This window comes from Enterobacter sp. PI-10 (assembly GCF_027947695.1).
Taxonomy (GTDB): domain Bacteria; phylum Pseudomonadota; class Gammaproteobacteria; order Enterobacterales; family Enterobacteriaceae; genus Enterobacter; species Enterobacter vonholyi.
In genome coordinates this window covers 146,136-165,768 of record NZ_JAJNOG010000008.1, presented here as the reverse complement: position 1 = coordinate 165,768, position 19,633 = coordinate 146,136, and the positions used below count along the sequence as shown (strand labels likewise).

At 57.4% G+C, this 19,633-nt stretch carries 19 protein-coding genes; 16 read left to right on the top strand and 3 right to left on the bottom strand.

The features are described 5' to 3' along the window. Nucleotides 1-10: 10 nt before the first annotated feature. Both lsrK and LRM19_RS17120 read left to right on the top strand, forming a co-directional pair. Nucleotides 11-1,591 (top strand): autoinducer-2 kinase, encoded by a 1,581-nt coding sequence (gene lsrK / locus LRM19_RS17125; RefSeq protein ID WP_271369498.1) that lies wholly within the window; start codon nt 11-13, stop codon nt 1,589-1,591. A gap of 185 nt (nt 1,592-1,776) precedes the next feature. After that, the gene (locus tag LRM19_RS17120) at nt 1,777-3,798 is read left to right on the top strand and encodes an NADPH-dependent 2,4-dienoyl-CoA reductase (protein WP_271369497.1); all 2,022 of its coding nucleotides are present in this window, start codon (nt 1,777-1,779) and stop codon (nt 3,796-3,798) included. Between the two features lie 41 nt (nt 3,799-3,839). Here the strand turns inward: LRM19_RS17120 and rlmG are convergent, their stop codons facing one another. Beyond that, the gene (gene rlmG, locus LRM19_RS17115; RefSeq protein ID WP_271369496.1) at nt 3,840-4,976 is read right to left on the bottom strand and encodes a 23S rRNA (guanine(1835)-N(2))-methyltransferase RlmG; all 1,137 of its coding nucleotides are present in this window, start codon (nt 4,974-4,976) and stop codon (nt 3,840-3,842) included. Nucleotides 4,977-5,059: 83 nt separating this feature from the next. Here rlmG and LRM19_RS17110 point away from each other — a divergent pair, with 83 nt between their 5' ends. The 4 genes from LRM19_RS17110 (at nt 5,060) to sstT (ending at nt 9,312) form a co-directional block, all read left to right on the top strand. Continuing rightward, the gene (locus tag LRM19_RS17110) at nt 5,060-5,563 is read left to right on the top strand and encodes a YgjP-like metallopeptidase domain-containing protein (protein ID WP_023309281.1); all 504 of its coding nucleotides are present in this window, start codon (nt 5,060-5,062) and stop codon (nt 5,561-5,563) included. Nucleotides 5,564-5,633: 70 nt separating this feature from the next. Then, entirely contained in the window at nt 5,634-6,632 is a 999-nt protein-coding gene (locus LRM19_RS17105; RefSeq protein ID WP_271369495.1) for a Gfo/Idh/MocA family protein, read from the top strand. 251 nt (nt 6,633-6,883) lie between these two features. Further along, nucleotides 6,884-7,852 (top strand): TerC family protein, encoded by a 969-nt coding sequence (locus LRM19_RS17100; RefSeq protein WP_023309283.1) that lies wholly within the window; start codon nt 6,884-6,886, stop codon nt 7,850-7,852. 218 nt (nt 7,853-8,070) lie between these two features. Continuing rightward, complete coding sequence (gene sstT / locus LRM19_RS17095; RefSeq protein ID WP_271369494.1) at nt 8,071-9,312, top strand: serine/threonine transporter SstT; 1,242 nt, start codon at nt 8,071-8,073, stop codon at nt 9,310-9,312. 86 nt (nt 9,313-9,398) lie between these two features. Here the strand turns inward: sstT and LRM19_RS17090 are convergent, their stop codons facing one another. Together LRM19_RS17090 and uxaC are read right to left on the bottom strand one after the other, a co-directional pair. Beyond that, on the bottom strand, nt 9,399-10,886 hold the full coding sequence (locus LRM19_RS17090; RefSeq protein WP_271369493.1) for a UxaA family hydrolase: 1,488 nt from the start codon (nt 10,884-10,886) through the stop codon (nt 9,399-9,401). Nucleotides 10,887-10,903: 17 nt separating this feature from the next. Beyond that, nucleotides 10,904-12,316, bottom strand: a complete 1,413-nt coding sequence (gene uxaC, locus LRM19_RS17085) for a glucuronate isomerase (protein ID WP_115876322.1) — start codon at nt 12,314-12,316, stop codon at nt 10,904-10,906. A 475-nt stretch (nt 12,317-12,791) separates the two neighbouring features. On the opposite strand from uxaC, the gene LRM19_RS17080 reads away from it, so the two are divergent. The 10 genes from LRM19_RS17080 (at nt 12,792) to LRM19_RS17035 (ending at nt 19,575) form a co-directional block, all read left to right on the top strand. Further along, nucleotides 12,792-14,090: an MFS transporter gene (locus tag LRM19_RS17080; RefSeq protein WP_024906406.1), complete on the top strand. Its 1,299-nt coding sequence runs from the start codon at nt 12,792-12,794 to the stop codon at nt 14,088-14,090. A gap of 115 nt (nt 14,091-14,205) precedes the next feature. Further along, nucleotides 14,206-14,982 carry a transcriptional regulator ExuR gene (gene exuR, locus LRM19_RS17075; protein ID WP_023615584.1) on the top strand — a complete coding sequence of 259 codons (777 nt, stop codon included), beginning with the start codon at nt 14,206-14,208 and terminating at the stop codon, nt 14,980-14,982. 344 nt (nt 14,983-15,326) lie between these two features. Next, entirely contained in the window at nt 15,327-15,989 is a 663-nt protein-coding gene (gene yqjA / locus LRM19_RS17070) for a DedA family general envelope maintenance protein YqjA (protein WP_008503144.1), read from the top strand. A gap of 2 nt (nt 15,990-15,991) precedes the next feature. Next, nucleotides 15,992-16,375 carry an EnvZ/OmpR regulon moderator MzrA gene (mzrA, locus tag LRM19_RS17065; protein ID WP_127732377.1) on the top strand — a complete coding sequence of 128 codons (384 nt, stop codon included), beginning with the start codon at nt 15,992-15,994 and terminating at the stop codon, nt 16,373-16,375. 143 nt (nt 16,376-16,518) lie between these two features. Then, on the top strand, nt 16,519-16,887 hold the full coding sequence (locus LRM19_RS17060) for a DUF1090 domain-containing protein (protein WP_023309291.1): 369 nt from the start codon (nt 16,519-16,521) through the stop codon (nt 16,885-16,887). Between the two features lie 31 nt (nt 16,888-16,918). Beyond that, complete coding sequence (locus tag LRM19_RS17055) at nt 16,919-17,224, top strand: DUF883 family protein (RefSeq protein ID WP_008503141.1); 306 nt, start codon at nt 16,919-16,921, stop codon at nt 17,222-17,224. A gap of 1 nt (nt 17,225) precedes the next feature. Continuing rightward, a complete protein-coding gene (locus tag LRM19_RS17050; RefSeq protein WP_014885329.1) occupies nt 17,226-17,624 on the top strand; it encodes a phage holin family protein in 399 nt (132 codons plus the stop codon). Further along, complete coding sequence (locus tag LRM19_RS17045) at nt 17,621-17,917, top strand: YqjK-like family protein (protein ID WP_111964937.1); 297 nt, start codon at nt 17,621-17,623, stop codon at nt 17,915-17,917. Before LRM19_RS17050 ends, LRM19_RS17045 begins: the two co-directional genes overlap by 4 nt. Before the next feature lie 207 nt (nt 17,918-18,124). Next, on the top strand, nt 18,125-18,517 hold the full coding sequence (locus tag LRM19_RS17040; protein ID WP_023309292.1) for a DoxX family protein: 393 nt from the start codon (nt 18,125-18,127) through the stop codon (nt 18,515-18,517). Nucleotides 18,518-18,588: 71 nt separating this feature from the next. After that, complete coding sequence (locus LRM19_RS17035; RefSeq protein WP_133295179.1) at nt 18,589-19,575, top strand: glutathione S-transferase family protein; 987 nt, start codon at nt 18,589-18,591, stop codon at nt 19,573-19,575. Nucleotides 19,576-19,633: the final 58 nt, after the last annotated feature.

Here is a 19,633-nt window from a genome sequence, read left to right as displayed (position 1 = left end):
AGGCAAGCTCATGAGTTACCTTTTAGCGTTAGATGCAGGGACAGGCAGCGTTCGCGCCGTTATTTTCGATTTACAGGGCAACCAGATTGCCTTCGGTCAGGCCGAGTGGAAGCACCTGAGCGTTGAGAACGTGCCGGGGTCGATGGAGTTCGACCTTGAGACCAACTGGCAGCTGACCTGCAGGTGCATTCATCAGGCGCTGGAGCGTGGGCACCTGAGCGCGACAGATATTCAGTCCGTCGCCTGCTGTTCAATGCGCGAAGGGATCGTGCTGTATGACCGCAACGGCGAGGCCATCTGGGCCTGCGCTAACGTCGACGCCCGCGCCAGCCGCGAAGTGGCCGAACTCAAAGAGATCCACGATGACCGTTTTGAATCCGAAGTGTATGAGGTTTCTGGCCAGACGCTGGCGCTGAGCGCCATGCCGCGCCTGCTGTGGCTGGCGCACCATCGTCCGGATATTTACCGCAACGCCGCGACCATCACCATGATCAGCGACTGGCTGGCGGCGAAGCTCTCCGGCGAGCTGGCGGTCGACCCGTCTAACGCGGGCACCACCGGCATGCTGGATCTGTTTTCCCGCGACTGGCGTCCGGCGCTTCTCGACATGGCCGGGCTGCGCGCCGATATCCTCTCCCCGGTGAAAGAGACCGGCACCGTGCTGGGTGCCATCACCCATGAAGCCGCGCAGCAGAGCGGCCTGCGCGAAGGCACGCCGGTAGTGATGGGCGGCGGCGACGTGCAGCTGGGGTGCCTGGGGCTGGGCGTGGTTCGCGCCGGACAAACGGCGGTGCTGGGCGGTACCTTCTGGCAGCAGGTGGTCAACCTGCCGCAGGTGCGCACCGATCCTGAGATGAACATCCGCGTGAACCCGCACGTCATTCCCGGCATGGCGCAGGCGGAGTCGATCAGCTTCTTTACCGGGCTGACCATGCGCTGGTTCCGCGACGCCTTCTGCGCGGAGGAAAAGCTGATTGCCGAGCGGATGGGGATGGACACCTACTCCCTGCTGGAAGAGATGGCGAGCCGCGTGCCGGCGGGTTCCCACGGGGTGATGCCGATCTTCTCCGACGCGATGCATTTTAAGCAGTGGTACCACGCCGCGCCGTCGTTTATTAACCTCTCCATCGACCCGGAAAAATGCAACAAAGCGACGCTGTTCCGTGCCCTGGAGGAGAATGCGGCGATCGTCTCGGCCTGCAACCTGGCGCAGATTTCACGCTTCTCCGGCGTAACGTTTGAAAGCCTGGTGTTTGCGGGCGGCGGTTCCAAAGGCGCTCTGTGGAGCCAGATCTTAAGCGACGTCACCGGCCTGCCGGTGCGCGTGCCGGAAGTGAAAGAGGCGACGGCGCTCGGCTGCGCGATTGCGGCAGGTGCTGGCGCGGGGCTGTTTGCCGATATGGCCTCGACGGGCGAGCGGCTGGTGAAGTGGAGCCGCGAGTTCACGCCGAACCCGCAACACCGGGAGCTGTACGACGGCATGATGCAGAAATGGCAGGCGGTGTACGCCGACCAGCTCGGGCTGGTGGATAGCGGGCTGACGACGTCGATGTGGCAGGCTCCGGGGCTGGTGCGGGCAGCGGCGCCGTAAATAACGCCGGATGGCGCTACGCTTATCTGTCCTGGGGTTTTGTAGCCCCGGTAAGCGCAGCGCCACCGGGGAAGTTCTTTGAGATCTATCACAATCATTCGATCCCGCTTTTACCTTTCCGCTGCCGCTGGCTAAATTAGTAACTCATCCGACCACATAACAATAATTTTACACTGGAAGAGACTATGAGCCGCTACCCGTCGTTATTCGCCCCCCTCGATCTGGGGTTTACCACCCTTAAAAACCGCGTGTTGATGGGCTCGATGCACACCGGGCTGGAGGAGCATCCGGACGGGGCCGAGCGTCTGGCGGCCTTCTATGCCGAACGCGCCCGCCACGGGGTGGCGCTGATTGTCACCGGCGGTGTAGCCCCTACCCCTTCCGGCGTCGGCATGGAGGGCGGCGCGGTGCTGAACGATGCGTCGCAGCTGCCGCACCACCGCATTGTGACCGACGCGGTGCACAGCGAGGGCGGTAAAATCGCCCTGCAAATCCTGCACACCGGACGCTACAGCTACCAGCCTAACCTGGTCGCACCGTCGGCCATTCAGGCGCCGATCAACCGCTTTAAACCTCACGCCCTCACCCACGACGAGATCCTGGCGCTGATCGACGACTTTGCCCGCTGCGCGGCGCTGGCGCGTGAGGCGGGCTACGACGGCGTGGAGGTAATGGGCTCAGAAGGCTATCTGATTAACGAGTTCCTCGCGGCCCGCACCAACCAGCGCGACGACGAATGGGGCGGCGACTATGCCCGCCGGATGCGCTTTGCTGTAGAAGTCGTGCGCGCCGTGCGCGAACGTGCGGGCGCGGATTTTATTATCATCTTCCGCCTGTCGATGCTCGACCTGGTGGAGGGCGGCGGCACGTTTGACGAAACCGTGCAGCTGGCGCAGGCGATTGAAGCCGCAGGTGCGACGATTATCAACACAGGGATTGGCTGGCACGAGGCGCGCATTCCGACCATCGCCACGCCGGTGCCGCGCGCGGCGTTCAGCTGGGTAACGCGCAGGCTGAAAGGGAAAGTGTCTGTTCCGCTGGTCACCACCAACCGCATTAACGATCCGCAGGTGGCGGACGATGTGATTTCACGCGGCGATGCCGACATGGTCTCGATGGCGCGCCCGTTCCTGGCCGATGCCGAGCTGCTGTCCAAAGCGCAAAGCGGCCGTGCGGATGAGATCAACACCTGCATCGGCTGTAATCAGGCATGCCTGGATCAGATCTTCGTCGGGAAAGTGACCTCCTGCCTCGTCAACCCGCGCGCCTGCCACGAAACCAAAATGCCGGTGATCCCGGCGACAGCGAAAAAACGCCTGGCGGTTGTCGGCGCAGGGCCTGCGGGCCTGGCGTTTGCGGTCAATGCCGCCTCGCGCGGGCACAGCGTGACGCTGTTTGATGCGCTGGGGGAGATTGGCGGGCAGTTTAATATCGCCAAACAGATCCCCGGCAAAGAGGAGTTCTACGAAACGCTGCGCTACTACCGACGGATGATCGAGCTGACGGGCGTCGAGCTGCGGCTTAACCAGTTTGTCAGCGCGGCGGATCTGACTGATTTCGATGAGGTGATCCTGGCGAGCGGGATCGTACCGCGCACGCCTTCGATCGAGGGTATCGATCATCCAAAAGTGCTGAGCTATCTCGACGTGCTGCGTGACAAAGTACCGGTTGGCGAGAAGGTGGCGATTATCGGCTGCGGCGGGATCGGCTTTGATACCGCCATGTATTTGAGCCAGCCGGGCGAGGCGACCAGCCAGAACATTGCCGAGTTTTGCGTCGAATGGGGCATTGATACCAGCCTCAGCCAGTCCGGTGGCCTGCGCCCGGAAGGGCCGCAGCTGCCGAAAAGCCCGCGCCAGATCGTGATGCTGCAGCGTAAGGCCAGCAAGCCGGGCGAAGGGCTTGGCAAAACCACCGGCTGGATCCACCGCGCTACCCTACTCTCGCGTGGGGTGAAGATGATCCCGGCGGTAAGCTACGAGAAGATCGACGAAGAGGGTCTGCACGTCACGATCGGCGGCGAGCCGCAGCTGCTGCGCGTGGATCATGTGATTTTATGTGCCGGGCAGGAACCGAAGCGGGATCTGGCCGACCCGCTGCGCGAGGCCGGTAAAACAGTGCATCTGATTGGCGGGTGCGACGTGGCGATGGAGCTGGATGCGCGGCGGGCGATTGCGCAGGGGACGAAATTAGCTCTGGCGATCTAGGGCATTGCCCGGTGGCGCTGCGCTTACCGGGCAAAACAATCTTAACGACGACGTCCCAGCTTCACCGACTTCAGCACCACAAACTTGTTGTTCGTCGCAACGGTAACGCAGTTACCGAAAATCTTCTTCAGCTTGTGGAAGTAGTCCAGGTGGCGGTTGGCCACGATGTACAGCTCGCCGTTAATCTTCAGGCAGCGGCGCGCGTGGTGGAACATCTCCCACGCGACGTTATCCGTCAGGGCGTGCTTCTGGTGGAACGGCGGGTTGCAGAACACGGCGTTAAAGCGGAACGGCTCTACGCCGGACAGCGCGTTGTTGATCATAAACTCGCAGCGGTCCAGCGCGTCCGGCATGTTGGTTTCCACGTTCAGACGGCTGGAGGCCACCGCCATCGGCGATTCGTCGCTGAACACCACGCTGGCGTCCGGGTTCTTCGCCAGCAGCGTCAGGCCAATCACGCCGTTGCCGCAGCCCAGATCGACAATCTCACCTTCCAGATTTTCCGGCAGATGTTCCATAAAGAAGCGCGCGCCGATATCCAGACCGGTGCGGGAGAAGACGTTCGCGTGGTTGTGGATGGTCCAGTCGGTCCCTTCCAGCGTCCAGCTCAGGGTCTCTGGCGCGTCGGCCAGCTCCGGCGCGCTGAAGGTGCAGTTAATCAGGCGCGCTTTTTTCCACGCCAGCGTGGTGGTGGTTGGGCCGAGGACCTTCTCGAACAGCTCCAGCGTCGAGGTGTGAATATCGCGCGCTTTGGCACCCGCGATGATGCGGGTTTCTGGCGTCACGACCTTACGCAGCGCGCGCAGCTGCTGCTCCAGCAGCGCCATGGTTTTTGGCACTTTGATCAGCACCACGCCCGGCGCCTGCGGGTAGTCCGCGGTGCTGTCGAGGAACTTCACGCTGGACTCGTCGATGTCGTTATGGCGCAGGTTTTCACGCGTCGCCAGTTCGCTAAGGTAGGAATCGCCAATGCTGTAAGGCGTGTGCTCTGCCAGGGCGCAGCCCAGCGCGCCGAAGGCGTCATTCAGGATCAAAACCGGGCCGCGGATTTCAGTCTCATCCAACTGTTGCAGCAGATATTCATCCGCCGCTTCCCACGCCTGAAGCGGGTTAACGTCGTCCGTTTCCGGGAAACGTTTAAGGTTGAGTGAACGGAAACCGTTGTCTAAGTGGCTCATCGGCCCTCCTGAATGGTAAAATTTGGCGTATCCCTGAAAAGGGTGCGTGAGTATACCCGTTTTCGCATTAATTTGGGCTTTTGATGAACCAACTTACTTATCTCCAGGGCTATCCGGAGCATTTACTGACTCAGGTTCGCAGCCTGATTGCCGAGCAGAAGCTCGGCGCGGTGCTGGAAAAACGCTATCCCGGCACGCACGATTTCGCGACCGATAAGGCCCTCTGGCAGTATACGCAGGATCTGAAAAGCCGGTATCTGAAGAGCGCCCCGCCGATCAACAAGGTGATGTACGACAACAAGATCCACGTGCTGAAAAACGCGCTCGGCCTGCACACCGCCGTCTCACGCGTTCAGGGCGGCAAGCTGAAGGCCAAGGCGGAGATCCGCGTCGCGACGGTTTTCCGTAACGCGCCGGAGGCGTTTCTGCGGATGATCGTCGTCCACGAGCTGGCGCACCTGAAGGAGAAAGAGCACGACAAAGCGTTCTACTCCCTGTGCTGCCACATGGAGCCGCAGTACCACCAGCTGGAGTTTGATACCCGCCTGTGGCTTACGCATTTATCGTTAAATGGTAATGCGGAATAGCGCACGCGAATTGTCATGATGACGTGCTACAGTGGCTAAAGGTTCCCCGCTACGGAGTACGTAAACGTTTATGATACGTTTCGCAGTCATTGGAACGAACTGGATCACGCGCCAGTTCGTCGACGCCGCCCACGAAACCGGCAAACTGAAACTTACCGCAGTCTATTCCCGCAGCCTTGAGCAGGCGCAGAGTTTTGCCAACGATTATCTCGTTGAGCATCTCTTCACCTCGCTTGATGAGATGGCGCAAAGCGACGCCATTGACGCGGTCTATATCGCCAGCCCGAACTCCCTGCACTTCCCGCAAACGAAGCTGTTCCTCAGCCATAAAAAGCATGTGATTTGCGAGAAGCCGCTGGCATCAAATATTGAGGAAGTGGAGGCGGCCATTGCGCTTGCCCGCGAAAACCAGGTGGTTCTTTTCGAAGCGTTCAAAACCGCCAGCCTGCCGAATTTCCTGCTGCTGCAGCAGTCCCTGCCGAAAATCGGCAAGATACGCAAAGCCTTTATTAACTACTGCCAGTACTCGTCGCGCTACCAGCGCTATCTCGACGGCGAGAACCCAAATACCTTTAACCCGGCCTTCTCTAACGGTTCGATCATGGATATCGGCTTCTACTGCCTGGCCTCTGCCGTGGCCCTGTGGGGCGAGCCGCATGGCGTAACGGCCACCGCCAGCCTGCTGGAGAGCGGCGTGGATGCGCACGGTTTAGTGGTGCTGGACTACGGCGATTTCAGCGTCACGCTGCAGCACTCCAAGGTGAGCGATTCCGTGCTGCCGAGCGAAATTCAGGGCGAAGCGGGCTCGCTGGTGATCGAGAAGATCTCCGAGTGCCAGAAGGTGAGCTTTGTGCCGCGCGGCGGTAAAGCGCAGGAGCTGACGCAGCCTCAGCATATAAACACTATGCTCTATGAGGCAGAGGTCTTCGCCCGTCTGGTGGAAGACAACGAAGTGAATCACCCGGGTCTCGCGGTCAGCCGCACCACGGCGAAGCTGCAAACGGAGATCCGCCGTCAGACCGGCGTGGTGTTCCCGGCAGACGGCGTGAGCGCGGAAGCTATCGCGTAAAGCTGTGTAATGAAACGGCGCAGACCATTGACGAAACCAATGGTCTGACATATTTTGTTACCTGCAAAGGGGAGTAACTTCTTCGTCGGTGGATCGTCATTACGATGCGTGCAATACCGCATCCGGTCGCCGGGCAACCTTCGTGGTTGTAAGTGAGACCTTGCCGGAAGGCGAGGTCTATGCATAAAAAGCTAACGGCTATCGTCTTCTGACCATGGCCGTTTTTGTTTTTTATGTGTAAGGAAAATAGTATGCATTCTGTCGGCACTCCAATGTTGTGGGGCGGATTCGCGGTTGTCGTGCTCATCATGCTGGCGATCGACCTCTTTTTGCAGGGACGTCGCGGCGCGCACGGCATGACCATGAAGCAGGCCGCGGCCTGGTCTCTGGTGTGGGTTACCCTTTCCCTGCTGTTCTGTGCTGCCTTCTGGTGGTATCTGGCCTCGACCGAAGGCCGCGCGGTGGCCGATCCTCAGGCGCTGGCCTTCCTCACCGGCTATTTGATTGAAAAAGCCCTGGCGGTTGATAACGTCTTCGTCTGGCTGATGCTGTTCAGCTACTTCGCCGTGCCTGCTGCCCTGCAGCGCCGCGTGCTGGTCTACGGCGTACTGGGCGCGATTATCCTGCGTACCATTATGATCTTCGCCGGCAGCTGGCTGATTACCCAGTTCGAGTGGCTGCTGTACGTCTTCGGCGCGTTCCTGCTGTTCACCGGGGTCAAAATGGCGCTGGCGAAAGAGGACGGCTCTGCGATTGGCGATCGTCCGCTGGTGAAGTGGATCCGTGGACATCTGCGCATGACTGACAAGATCGAGAGCGAGCACTTCTTCGTGCGCAAGAACGGTCTGCTGTTCGCCACCCCGCTTCTGCTGGTGCTGATTCTGGTTGAGCTGAGCGACGTGATTTTCGCGGTGGACAGCATCCCGGCCATTTTCGCGGTAACCACCGACCCGTTCATCGTCCTGACCTCAAACCTGTTCGCGATCCTCGGTCTGCGCGCCATGTATTTCCTGCTGGCAGGCGCGGCGGAGCGCTTCTCGATGCTGAAGTACGGCCTGTCGGTGATCCTGGTGTTTATCGGTATCAAGATGCTGATCGTCGATTTCTACCATATCCCGATCGCCATTTCGCTCGGCGTGGTGTTTGGCATTCTGATCGTGACGCTGATTATCAATACCTGGGTTAACCGCCAGCACGATAAGAAGCAGCAGGTGGAGTAATTCGCTCACCCCGGCCCTCTCCCACAGGGAGAGGGTGAACACACTTTTGTAACGCAGTAGTTAAAAAATATGATGCAACACGTAAAATCCAGCATTTTACGCTTCCCTCCTTTCTTGCATTCCCTATACTCGACCAGGCAAACATTTACTTACATCCGGACATAAATGTGACTTAGAGCACATCCGGGATGGAACGCAATTTCACTTAAGGAACACCTATGACTACATCTTCGTCGGGTATGCTTGCGCGCCTCTCGCGCGGCAGCCTCGTTAAGCAAATACTGGTTGGCCTGGTGCTCGGCGTCGCGCTGGCATTGATCTCAAAACCTGCCGCAGAGGCAACTGGCCTTCTCGGTACCCTCTTCGTCGGCGCACTGAAAGCGGTCGCACCGGTGCTGGTTCTGACCCTGGTGATGGCCTCTATCGCGAATCATCAGCAAGGGCAAAAAACCAATATCCGCCCCATTCTGTGGATGTACCTGCTGGGCACATTCTCTGCGGCCCTGACGGCTGTGGTGGTGAGCTTTATCTTCCCGTCCACGCTGCAGCTGACCACCGGCGCAACCGACATTACGCCGCCGGCGGGTATCGTTGAAGTCATGCATGGCCTGCTGATGAGCATTGTTGCCAACCCGATCCACGCGCTTATCAACGCAAACTACATCGGGATCCTGGTATGGGCAGTCGGTTTGGGCTTTGCCCTGCGTCATAGTAACGACACGACAAAAAACCTGGTCAACGACCTTTCACACGCCGTGACGTTTATCGTGACGGTGGTCATCCGCTTTGCGCCGATAGGTATTTTTGGCCTGGTGGCGTCAACGCTGGCAACCACCGGTTTCGGCGCGCTCTGGGGTTATGCGCAGCTGCTGCTGGTACTGATTGGCTGTATGGCCGTGGTGGCACTGGTGATTAACCCGCTGCTGGTGTTCCTGCAGACCCGCCGCAACCCGTATCCGCTGGTGCTGATGTGCCTGCGCGAAAGCGGTGTGACCGCCTTCTTCACCCGCAGCTCGGCGGCGAACATTCCGGTCAATATGTCGCTGTGCGAAAAGCTCAATCTGGACCGGGACACCTATTCCGTCTCGATCCCGCTGGGGGCGACGGTCAATATGGCGGGGGCGGCGATCACGATTACCGTTTTAACCCTGGCGGCCGTGCATACGCTGGGTATTCCTGTGGATCTGCCTACTGCGCTGTTGCTGAGCGTGGTAGCGTCTCTCTGTGCCTGCGGTGCATCAGGCGTGGCGGGCGGCTCTCTGCTGCTGATCCCGCTGGCGTGTAACATGTTCGGCATTCCGAACGAGATCGCCATGCAGGTGGTTGCGGTAGGCTTTATCATCGGCGTATTGCAGGACTCCTGCGAGACCGCGATTAACTCCTCTACCGACGTGATGTTCACCGCCGCCGTATGCCAGGCGGAAGACGCGCGCCTGGCAAAGAACGCCCTGCGAGGTTAACAGCAAAACGGCAACCCTGAGGTTGCCGTTTTTAGTGTTTGTACCCTCTCCCTGTGGGAGAGGGTGAGGGCATCAGGCCGCATCGATTAAAGCGTCACACCACTCTTAAAGATCGCCAGCTCGCGGAAGTCGTTCTTCTCATTGCAGGTCTGCTTGCCGTTGGCAAATTCCACAATCGTGTCCACAAACTCTGTCAGCAATTCAGGCATCGCTTTGCCGTGTATCAGCTGGCCCGCATCAAAGTCGATCCAGTGCTTTTTCTTTGCCGCCAGCTCGCTGTTGGTGGCGATTTTCACCGTCGGCACAAAACCGCCGTAAGGCGTGCCGCGACCGGTACTGAACAGCACCATATGGCAGCCGGCGCCCGCCAGCGCGCTGGTGGCGACCGCATCGTTGCCCGGTGCACTCAGCAGGTTCAGACCGTGCGTTTTCAGGCGTTCGCCGTAGCGCAGAACATCCACCACCTGGCTCGCGCCCGCTTTCTGGGTGCAGCCGAGGGATTTCTCTTCCAGCGTGGTGATCCCGCCCGCTTTGTTGCCCGGCGACGGGTTCTCGTAAATGGGCTGATTGTGGGCAATGAAGTACTGTTTGAAGTCGTTCACCATGGTGACGGTCTTCTCAAACGTCTCTTCGTCGCGGCAGTGGCTCATCAGAATACGTTCCGCACCGAACATCTCCGGCACTTCAGTCAGCACCGTGGTGCCGCCGTTGGCAATGACGTAATCCGAGAAGCGACCCAGCATCGGGTTGGCGGTGATGCCTGACAGGCCGTCAGACCCGCCGCACTCCAGACCAAACTTCAGCTCGCTCAGTTTGCCCGGCTCGCGCTTGTCGTGGCGCATCACGTCATACAGCTGATGAAGCTGCTCAACGCCCGCTTCCACTTCGTCGTCCTGATGCTGACACACCATAAAATGCACGCGCGCAGGATCGAATTCACCCAGCGTCTCGCGGAAGGCGTCCACCTGATTGTTCTCGCAGCCCAGGCCGATCACCAGCACCGCACCCGCGTTCGGGTGGCGCACCATGTTTTGCAGCATGGTGCGGGTATTGATGTGGTCGTCACCCAGTTGGGAGCAACCGTAGGTGTGGCTGAACAGATGTACCCCGTCAGTGCCTTCGGCACTGTTGGTCTCTTTCAGAAAACGCGTCTGGATCTGCCGCGCGATGCCGTTGACGCAGCCGACGGTCGGGAGGATCCACAGCTCGTTGCGGATCCCCACCTCACCGTTAGCGCGACGGTAGATCTGTACTTCACGATCTGCCGCCTGACGCTCTTCCGCGGGTAAATCAGGTTGATAGCTGTACTCGTCCAGATCGCTCAGATTGGTGCGGGTATTGTGAGAATGAATATGTTCACCCGGCTCGATATCCGCTAACGCATGCCCAATCGGAAGACCGTACTTAATGATGTTGTCCCCTTTGGCGAGAGGCTTCACGGCAAACTTGTGTCCGCGAGCAATCGCCTGACGCAGGGTGACGCTCTGGTTATCAACGGTCACCACGTCGCCTTCATCGAGATCCGTCAGCGCGACGGCCACGTTATCCAGCGAATGGATTTTGATGTATTGCATATCAACCTCAAACGGCCCTAGTTCAGTTCAATGGCGAAGTAGTCACGCGCATTGTTAAAGCAGATGTTTTTCACCATTTCGCCCAGCAGCTGGATATCCGCTGGCGCTTCGCCTGCGTGCACCCAGCGGCCAATCATCTGGCACAGAATGCGGCGGAAATATTCATGACGGGTATAGGACAGGAAGCTGCGGCTGTCGGTCAGCATGCCGACAAAGCGGCTTAGCAGGCCAAGCTGCGCCAGCTGCGTCATCTGACGTTCCATACCGTCTTTCTGATCGTTGAACCACCAGCCGGAGCCGAACTGCATCTTGCCCGGCATCCCTTCGCCCTGGAAGTTGCCGACCATGGTACCCAGCACTTCGTTATCGCGCGGGTTCAGGCAGTACAGGATGGTTTTAGGCAGCAGATTTTGTTCGTTCTGTTTGCTCAGAAGTTTGGACAGCTCTTCTGCCAGCGGACGGTCGTTGATGGAGTCGAAGCCTACATCCGCACCCAGCAGCTTAAACTGGCGCTGGTTGTTATTGCGCAGCGCACCGATATGGTACTGCTGTACCCAGCCGCGACGCGCATATTCCGCACCGAGGAACACCAGTACCGCCGTTTTGAACTGCGCCACTTCGTGCTCGCTAAGCGATTCACCGGAGAGACGACGTGCCAGAATGCTGTCCAGCTCGGCCTCGTTTGATTCTGCAAACAGCACCACGTCCAGCGCGTGGTCAGAGACTTTACAGCCGTGCGCCGCGAAGTGATCCAGACGTTTGGTCAGCGCGGTTTGCAGGTCGGTGAAACGACGGATGTCGGTATCGGACACTTCCGCCAGCTTCGCCATGTAGTCGGCGAAGGTAGCCTGCTCAATGTTGAAGGCTTTGTCCGGGCGCCAGCTTGGCAGCACTTTGATATCAAAAGAGGTGTCTTTGGCGATAACCGCATGATGCTCCAGAGAGTCAATCGGATCGTCGGTGGTGCCCACCATCTTCACGTTCATCTGCTTCATGATGCCGCGCGCGGAGAAGTTATCCTGCGCCAGCAGGGCGTTGCAGCGCTCCCAGATTTCATCGGCGGTCGTTGGGGAGAGCAGTTTGCCGGTGATGCCAAACGGACGGCGAAGCTCAAGGTGCGTCCAGTGGTAAAGCGGGTTGCCGATGGTGTGCGGAACAGTCGCCGCCCAGGCGTCAAACTTCTCGCGGTCGGTCGCATCGCCGGTACACAGGCGCTCAGCCACGCCGTTGGTGCGCATGGCGCGCCATTTGTAGTGGTCACCCTTCAGCCAGATGTCATACAGGTTTTTGAAGCGATAATTTTCGGCAACCTGCTGCGGCGGTAAATGGCAGTGGTAGTCGAAAATCGGCTGGTCTTTTGCGTAGTCGTGGTACAGGCGGCGAGCAAATTCGGTATCTAACAGAAAATCGTCGGTCATAAACGGCGTCATTATCGTCTTCCTCATTACGGGAGCGCAGAAAGCGTATGTTCATATGCTGCAAAGTTATCACACCAATTTCCACCAGCCGACGTTTTTTTCGTGAGTGAGATCAATAAACGTCAACAAATAAATAACCCTCAATGGAGTAAACCCTTCTACAAGCCGCATCATTACTGGCTTTGCGCTCAGCAATTAATGTCCCCACAAAGAATCATACATTTGTGATGTCACTCACCTTTTAAAGTTGTATGACAAGTTATCTTTTCGCCGTCGCAAACTATAAGCCGACGGAATGCATTCCTGGTGTCAGATACACCAGATTTAACGGTACGGATACCGACTTATGCACGCTTACTTATGGCAAGGTTCGGGCCGTTCCGGGACATGCTCCCGGCTGCGCCCCTCCCGTTACACAACTGCTCCCGGAAACGGTCGAGAGGTTGCCGCGTTCTGGCGCGGAAATAACATAACGATGAGGTTTTAGATGCGTAAAATTAAAGGGTTACGTTGGTATATGATTGCACTGGTGACGTTAGGCACCGTGCTGGGCTACCTGACGCGTAACACCGTGGCAGCAGCAGCGCCAACGTTGATGGAAGAGCTGCATATCTCCACGCAGCAATACTCCTACATCATTGCCGCCTACTCCGCGGCTTATACCATCATGCAGCCTGTTGCTGGCTATGTGCTGGACATTCTCGGTACCAAAATCGGTTATGCCTTCTTCGCCATCGCCTGGGCGGTGTTCTGCGGAGCCACCGCGCTGGCGGGAAGCTGGGGCGGCCTGGCGCTGGCGCGCGGCGCGGTAGGTGCAGCTGAAGCCGCCATGATCCCCGCAGGGCTGAAAGCCAGCTCCGAGTGGTTCCCGGCAAAAGAGCGTTCCATTGCGGTCGGTTACTTCAACGTCGGCTCGTCCATCGGGGCGATGATTGCACCACCGCTGGTGGTGTGGGCTATCGTGATGCACAGCTGGCAGATGGCGTTCATCATCTCTGGCGTGCTGAGCTTTGCGTGGGCCATGGCGTGGCTGATTTTCTATAAACATCCGCGCGATCAGAAAAAATTGTCTGAAGAAGAACGCGAGTACATCATTGGTGGTCAGGAAGCGCAGCATCAGACCAACAACGGCAAAAAAATGACCGTCTGGCAGATCCTGGGCACCCGTCAGTTCTGGGGTATCGCCCTGCCGCGTTTCCTGGCCGAGCCGGCATGGGGTACCTTCAACGCGTGGATCCCCCTGTTCATGTTTAAAGTCTACGGCTTTAACCTGAAAGAAATCGCGATGTTCGCCTGGATGCCGATGCTGTTCGCTGACCTGGGCTGTATCGTGGGCGGATACCTGCCACCGCTGTTCCAGCGCTGGTTTGGGGTGAACCTGATTGTTTCCCGTAAAATGGTAGTGACCATGGGCGCACTGCTGATGATTGGCCCGGGCATGATCGGCCTGTTCACCAGCCCGTATGTGGCCATCGCCCTGCTGTGCATCGGCGGATTTGCTCACCAGTCCCTGTCCGGCGCGCTGATTACGCTCTCCTCTGACGTCTTTGGCCGTAACGAAGTGGCCACCGCCAACGGCCTGACAGGGATGGCCGCCTGGACCGCGAGTACGATGTTTGCGCTGGTGGTCGGCGCACTGGCGGATACCATCGGCTTCAGCCCGCTGTTCGCCGTGCTGGCTATTTTCGACCTGCTGGGCGCTGTGGTGATCTGGACGGTGCTGAAAAGCAAATCGGCAGAAGAGCTGGCGAAAGAGTCCCTCGGGAAACCGGCTACGCAAAGTTAGCGAAAATGCGTTTCACCGAAGCCGCCTCCGGGCGGCTTTTTTAATGGCAAAATCTGGAGAGTGGCACGCAAAAGTGGTATAACAAATCATCTGCCGTACCCTGCCTGGAGCGCATATGGAAATCACCGAACCACGTCGTTTATATCAACAACTTGCTGCCGAGCTGAAAGATCGCATCGAGCAAGGAGTCTATCTTGTCGGTGATAAACTTCCCGCCGAGCGCTTCATTGCGGATGAAAAAAGCGTCAGCCGCACCGTGGTGCGCGAAGCCATCATCATGCTGGAAGTGGAAGGCTACGTTGAGGTACGCAAAGGCTCCGGCATTCACGTGATTTCTAATCTGCCGAAACACTCTCCCGTCGCGGACGAAAGTCTGGAATTCGCCAGCTACGGTCCGTTTGAGCTGCTCCAGGCTCGCCAACTGATCGAAAGCAATATTGCTGAGTTTGCGGCGACGCAGGTGACCAAGCAGGACATCATGAAGCTGATGGAAATCCAGGAGAATGCCCGTAAGGAAAAATGTTTCCGCGATTCAGAGTGGGATCTGCAGTTTCACGTCCAGGTCGCCCTGGCAACCCAAAATACGGCGCTGGCGGCAATCGTTGAGAAAATGTGGACTCAGCGCGTTCATAACCCGTACTGGAAGAAACTGCACGACCATATCGATTCCCGTACCGTCGACAACTGGTGTGACGATCACGATCAAATCCTTAAGGCGCTGATTCGTAAAGATCCCCATGCCGCTAAGCTGGCGATGTGGCAGCATCTGGAAAACACCAAGCAGATGCTGTTCAATGAAACCAGCGACGACTTCGAATTTAACGCTGACCGCTATCTTTTCGCCGATAATCCCGTTGTTCATCTCGATACGGCCCCCAGTGCCGCAAAATAGATGACCTTCCCGCTGGCAGGCGCCTCGCTGCGCCTTCTGGCTCCAGTGGGTAAGCAAAACATATATAGTGTCAGCCTTTGTAAATCCCCTCGCTCACTTCCTGGGCTTACGCCAAAATCAACTCACGCCTGCAAATTCTGTGACGCAGAACGTTGGGCTTTGTTACAATTGGATTCACTTCGTTATTTTGTAAGTTAGTGCTTGCTAACCAGCCAATTAACAGGGAAACGTGTTGGCCACACCGCAATGTGTCCGCGAGCGACCATAATGAAATCACAACAATGTCGCCGTGCTGTTTGCCCCGGATAACAGGCGTGACGTTAACCGATTTCCAGGAACACTGAATGGAACTTTTGACCCAACTACTGCATGCCCTTTGGGCGCAGGATTTTGAAACGCTGGCCAACCCTTCCATGATTGGCATGCTCTATTTCGTCTTGTTTATGATCCTGTTCCTTGAGAACGGTTTGCTGCCTGCTGCCTTCCTGCCTGGTGACAGTTTGCTGGTGCTCGTCGGCGTGCTGTGTGCCAAAGGGGCGATGGCGTTTCCGCAAACTATTTTATTACTGACCGTCGCGGCCAGCCTCGGCTGCTGGGTGAGCTACATCCAGGGTAGATGGCTGGGCAATACCCGGATCGTCCAGAACTGGCTCTCGCACCTGCCTGCACATTATCATCAGCGGGCGCACCACCTTTTCCATAAGCACGGGCTTTCCGCGCTGCTGATTGGCCGCTTTATCGCGTTTGTACGTACGCTGTTGCCGACCATTGCCGGTCTGTCGGGGCTGAGCAGCGCCCGCTTCCAGTTCTTTAACTGGATGAGCGGTCTGTTATGGGTGCTTATTCTGACAACGCTCGGCTATGCGTTGGGTAAAACGCCGGTGTTTATGAAATATGAAGACCAGCTGATGTCCTGCCTGATGCTGCTGCCTGTGGTTCTGCTGGTCTTCGGCCTGATCGGCTCTCTGGTCGTGCTGTGGAAAAAGAAATACGGAGCCAGAGGCTAACGATGGCTATCTCACCGCTTGCCCTGCGCCGTTTTGCCTGTGCCGTGATTACACTGGGGGTGCTCAGCGCTATGCTTCTGGCATGGAGCGCGCTTTCGCACCAGGAATCCACGCTTGCCATTCGCCCGGTGAACCAGGGTGCCAGCGTGCCTGACGGTTTTTCTGTCTGGCACCATCTGGACGCGAACGGGATCCGCTTTAAAAGCATCACCCCACAGGACGATGTTTTACTGATCAAGTTTGATTCCCGAGCGCAAAGTGCCGCCGCAAAAGTGGTTCTCGACCGTACGCTGCCGCACGGGTATATCATTGCCCAGCAGGAAGATGAGAGCCAGCCTGCAGCCTGGCTCTCGTTGATTCGCGATACGTCGCATCGGTTTGGATAACTTCCAGGATTCCGAATCTTTTCACTCACTTTGGTGAATCCCCCGTTTACTTACTATGCTTAAGTACGCGGAGCACCCCTCGACTGTACTCCGCATAACTTTGGATAGCGGCTTACGCCGCAACACAATGGAAGGTTTCGATAATGAAATTCCGCATGACTCTGGCTCTGGCCCTTTTTTCTTTAAGCACAGCATCCTTCGCAAACTCTCTTTGTCAGGAGAAAGAACAGGATATTCAGCGTGAGATCGGTTATGCCGAAAAGCATAACAATCAGCACCGTGTTGACGGTCTTAAAAAAGCGCTGAGCGAAGTGAAAGCGAACTGTTCAGACAGCAAGCTTCGTGCCGACCACAAGAAGAAAATCGCTGAACAGAAGGACGAGATAGCCGAGCGCCGTCGCGACCTGCAGGAAGCGAAAGAGAAAGGGGATGCGGAAAAAATTGCTAAGCGCGAGAAGAAGTTGAAAGAAGCGCAGGACGACCTGAAAGCGCTGGAAGCTCGCGATTATTGAGTTAACGGAAATCTCAACAGGAGAGAGAATCATGTCAAAAGATACGACGTCTGAACATCTGCGCGCTGAACTGAAATCCCTGGCCGATACCCTTGAAGAGGTGCTGAACTCCTCTGCTGACAAGTCAAAAGAAGAGGTCAGCAAGCTGCGCAGCAAGGCGGAGCAGGCCCTGAAAGAGAGCCGCTACCGCCTGGGTGAAACCGGTGATGCACTGGCGAAACAGACCCGCGAAGCGGCTGCCCGCGCGGACGAATACGTGCGTGATAATCCATGGACGGGTGTAGGAATTGGTGCCGCAGTGGGTGTGGTACTGGGTGTCCTTCTGACGCGTCGTTGATATGGAAGATCCTCGTCACGCACAAGGGCCTGCTAACAACGTCCTCGGCATCGGCCAGCGTATTTTAACAACGCTGGTCGGGATTGCCGAAACGCGCGTCCGGCTGGCAGTGGTTGAGCTGGAAGAGGAGAAAGCCAACCTCTTCCAGATGCTGCTGATGCTCGGACTGACCATGCTCTTCGCCGCGTTTGGTCTGATGAGCCTGATGGTGTTAATCATCTGGGCCATTGACCCGCAGTATCGTCTTAACGCCATGATTGCCACCACCGTCGTTCTGCTGGTAGCAGCGTTGATTGGCGGTATCTGGACGCTGCGTAAAGCGCGTAAGTCCACGTTCCTGCGCCATACGCGTCAGGAGCTGGCTAACGACCGCGCCCTGCTGGAGGATGACAAGCCGTGAGTGGTAAAGCCGAACGTCAAAAGCGAAAAGCGTACCTGCTAAGCCAGATCCAGCAGCAACGGCTGGATCTGTCGGCCAGCCGTCGCGACTGGATTGACGCGACGCGACGGTTTGACCGAGGCTGGAACACCTTCCTGAGCCTGCGTTCATGGGCGCTGGTCGGCAGCAGCGTGATGGCTATCTGGACGGTTCGTCATCCAAATATGCTCATCCGCTGGGCGCGCCGTGGGTTTGGTGCCTGGAGCGCCTGGCGTCTGGTGAAAGCAACGTTGCGGCAGCAGCAATTACGCTAGCCTTCTCGCCGGGTGGCGCTGCGCTTACCCGGCAAAATCCTCCCCCTTCCTTACTCAATATCTTTGAAGAAGATTGACAGTTTTCCTTGCTAACAATTGCCACCCGCCCCGTTTATTATCCTCTCCATCGACAGCAACGACGCGGTATCTACCCGGAATTGCAGACAAATAACGTTCAGCCGCTGATGTGGTTTCCTGGAGAGTAAAATGAAAAAATTAGAAGATGTTGGTGTACTGGTAGCGCGTATTCTGATGCCAATTCTGTTCATCGTAGCAGGTTGGGGAAAAATCACCGGTTATGCGGGTACCCAGCAGTATATGGAAGCCATGGGCGTTCCGGGATTCCTGTTGCCACTGACCATTCTTCTTGAGTTCGGCGGCGGCCTGGCAGTCCTGTTCGGCTTCCTGACCCGCACCACCGCGCTGTTTACCGCAGGCTTCACCGTACTGACGGCGTTCATCTTCCACAGCAACTTTGCGGAAGGCGTGAACTCTCTGATGTTCATGAAAAACCTGACCATCGCGGGTGGCTTCCTGCTGCTGGCCGTCACTGGCCCGGGCGCATACAGCATCGACCGCGTTCTGAATAAGAAATGGTAAGCACGCTATACTGAATGAACTCAAAGCGAGGAGACATCTCCTCGCTTTTGCTATCTGAAGGAGGAGAAAAAATGGGACAACTCGTAGACGGCGTATGGCAGGATGTCTGGTATGACACCAAATCCACCGGAGGTCGCTTCAAGCGCTCAGTTTCGGCCTTCCGTAACTGGCTGACCGCCGACGGTGCCCCCGGCCCGAGCGGCGAAGGCGGCTTCGCGGCTGAGAAAGACCGTTATCATCTTTATGTTTCCCTTGCCTGCCCGTGGGCGCACCGCACGCTAATTGTGCGCAAGCTCAAAGGTCTCGAATCCTTAATTCCGGTTTCGGTGGTCAACCCACTGATGCTGGAAAACGGCTGGACGTTCGGCAGTGATTTTCCTGCGGCAACCGGCGACGAACTGTATCACCACGATTTCCTGTACCAGCTCTATCTGCGCGCCGATCCGCACTACACCGGGCGCGTGACCGTGCCTGTGCTGTGGGACAAGAAAAACCAGACGATTGTCAGCAATGAGTCTGCGGAAATCATCCGCATGTTCAATACCGCATTTGATGCGCACGGCGCTCGTGCCGGAGATTATTACCCGGTTGAACTGCGTGATAAGATTGACGAGCTGAACGGCTGGATTTACGACAACGTCAACAACGGTGTCTACAAAGCCGGTTTCGCCACCAGCCAGGAAGCGTATGACGAAGCGGTCGGGAAGGTGTTTGAATCACTGGAACGCCTGGAACAGATCCTGGGCCAGCATCGCTACCTGACGGGCGATCGCCTGACGGAAGCGGACATTCGCCTGTGGACCACGCTGGTTCGCTTTGATCCGGTCTATGTCACCCACTTCAAGTGCGATAAACACCGCATCAGCGACTACCTGAACCTGTATGGTTTCCTGCGCGACATCTACCAGATGCCGGGTATCGCGGAGACGGTCGACTTCGACCATATTCGCACCCACTATTTCCGCAGCCACAAGACCATCAACCCGACGGGTATTATCTCCATCGGCCCGTGGCAGAACCTGGATGAACCGCACGGGCGCGACGTCCGATTTGGATAAATATTAAGGGCATCAATAGATGCCCTTTTTTAATTCACAATCTCCATCTATCCTTACT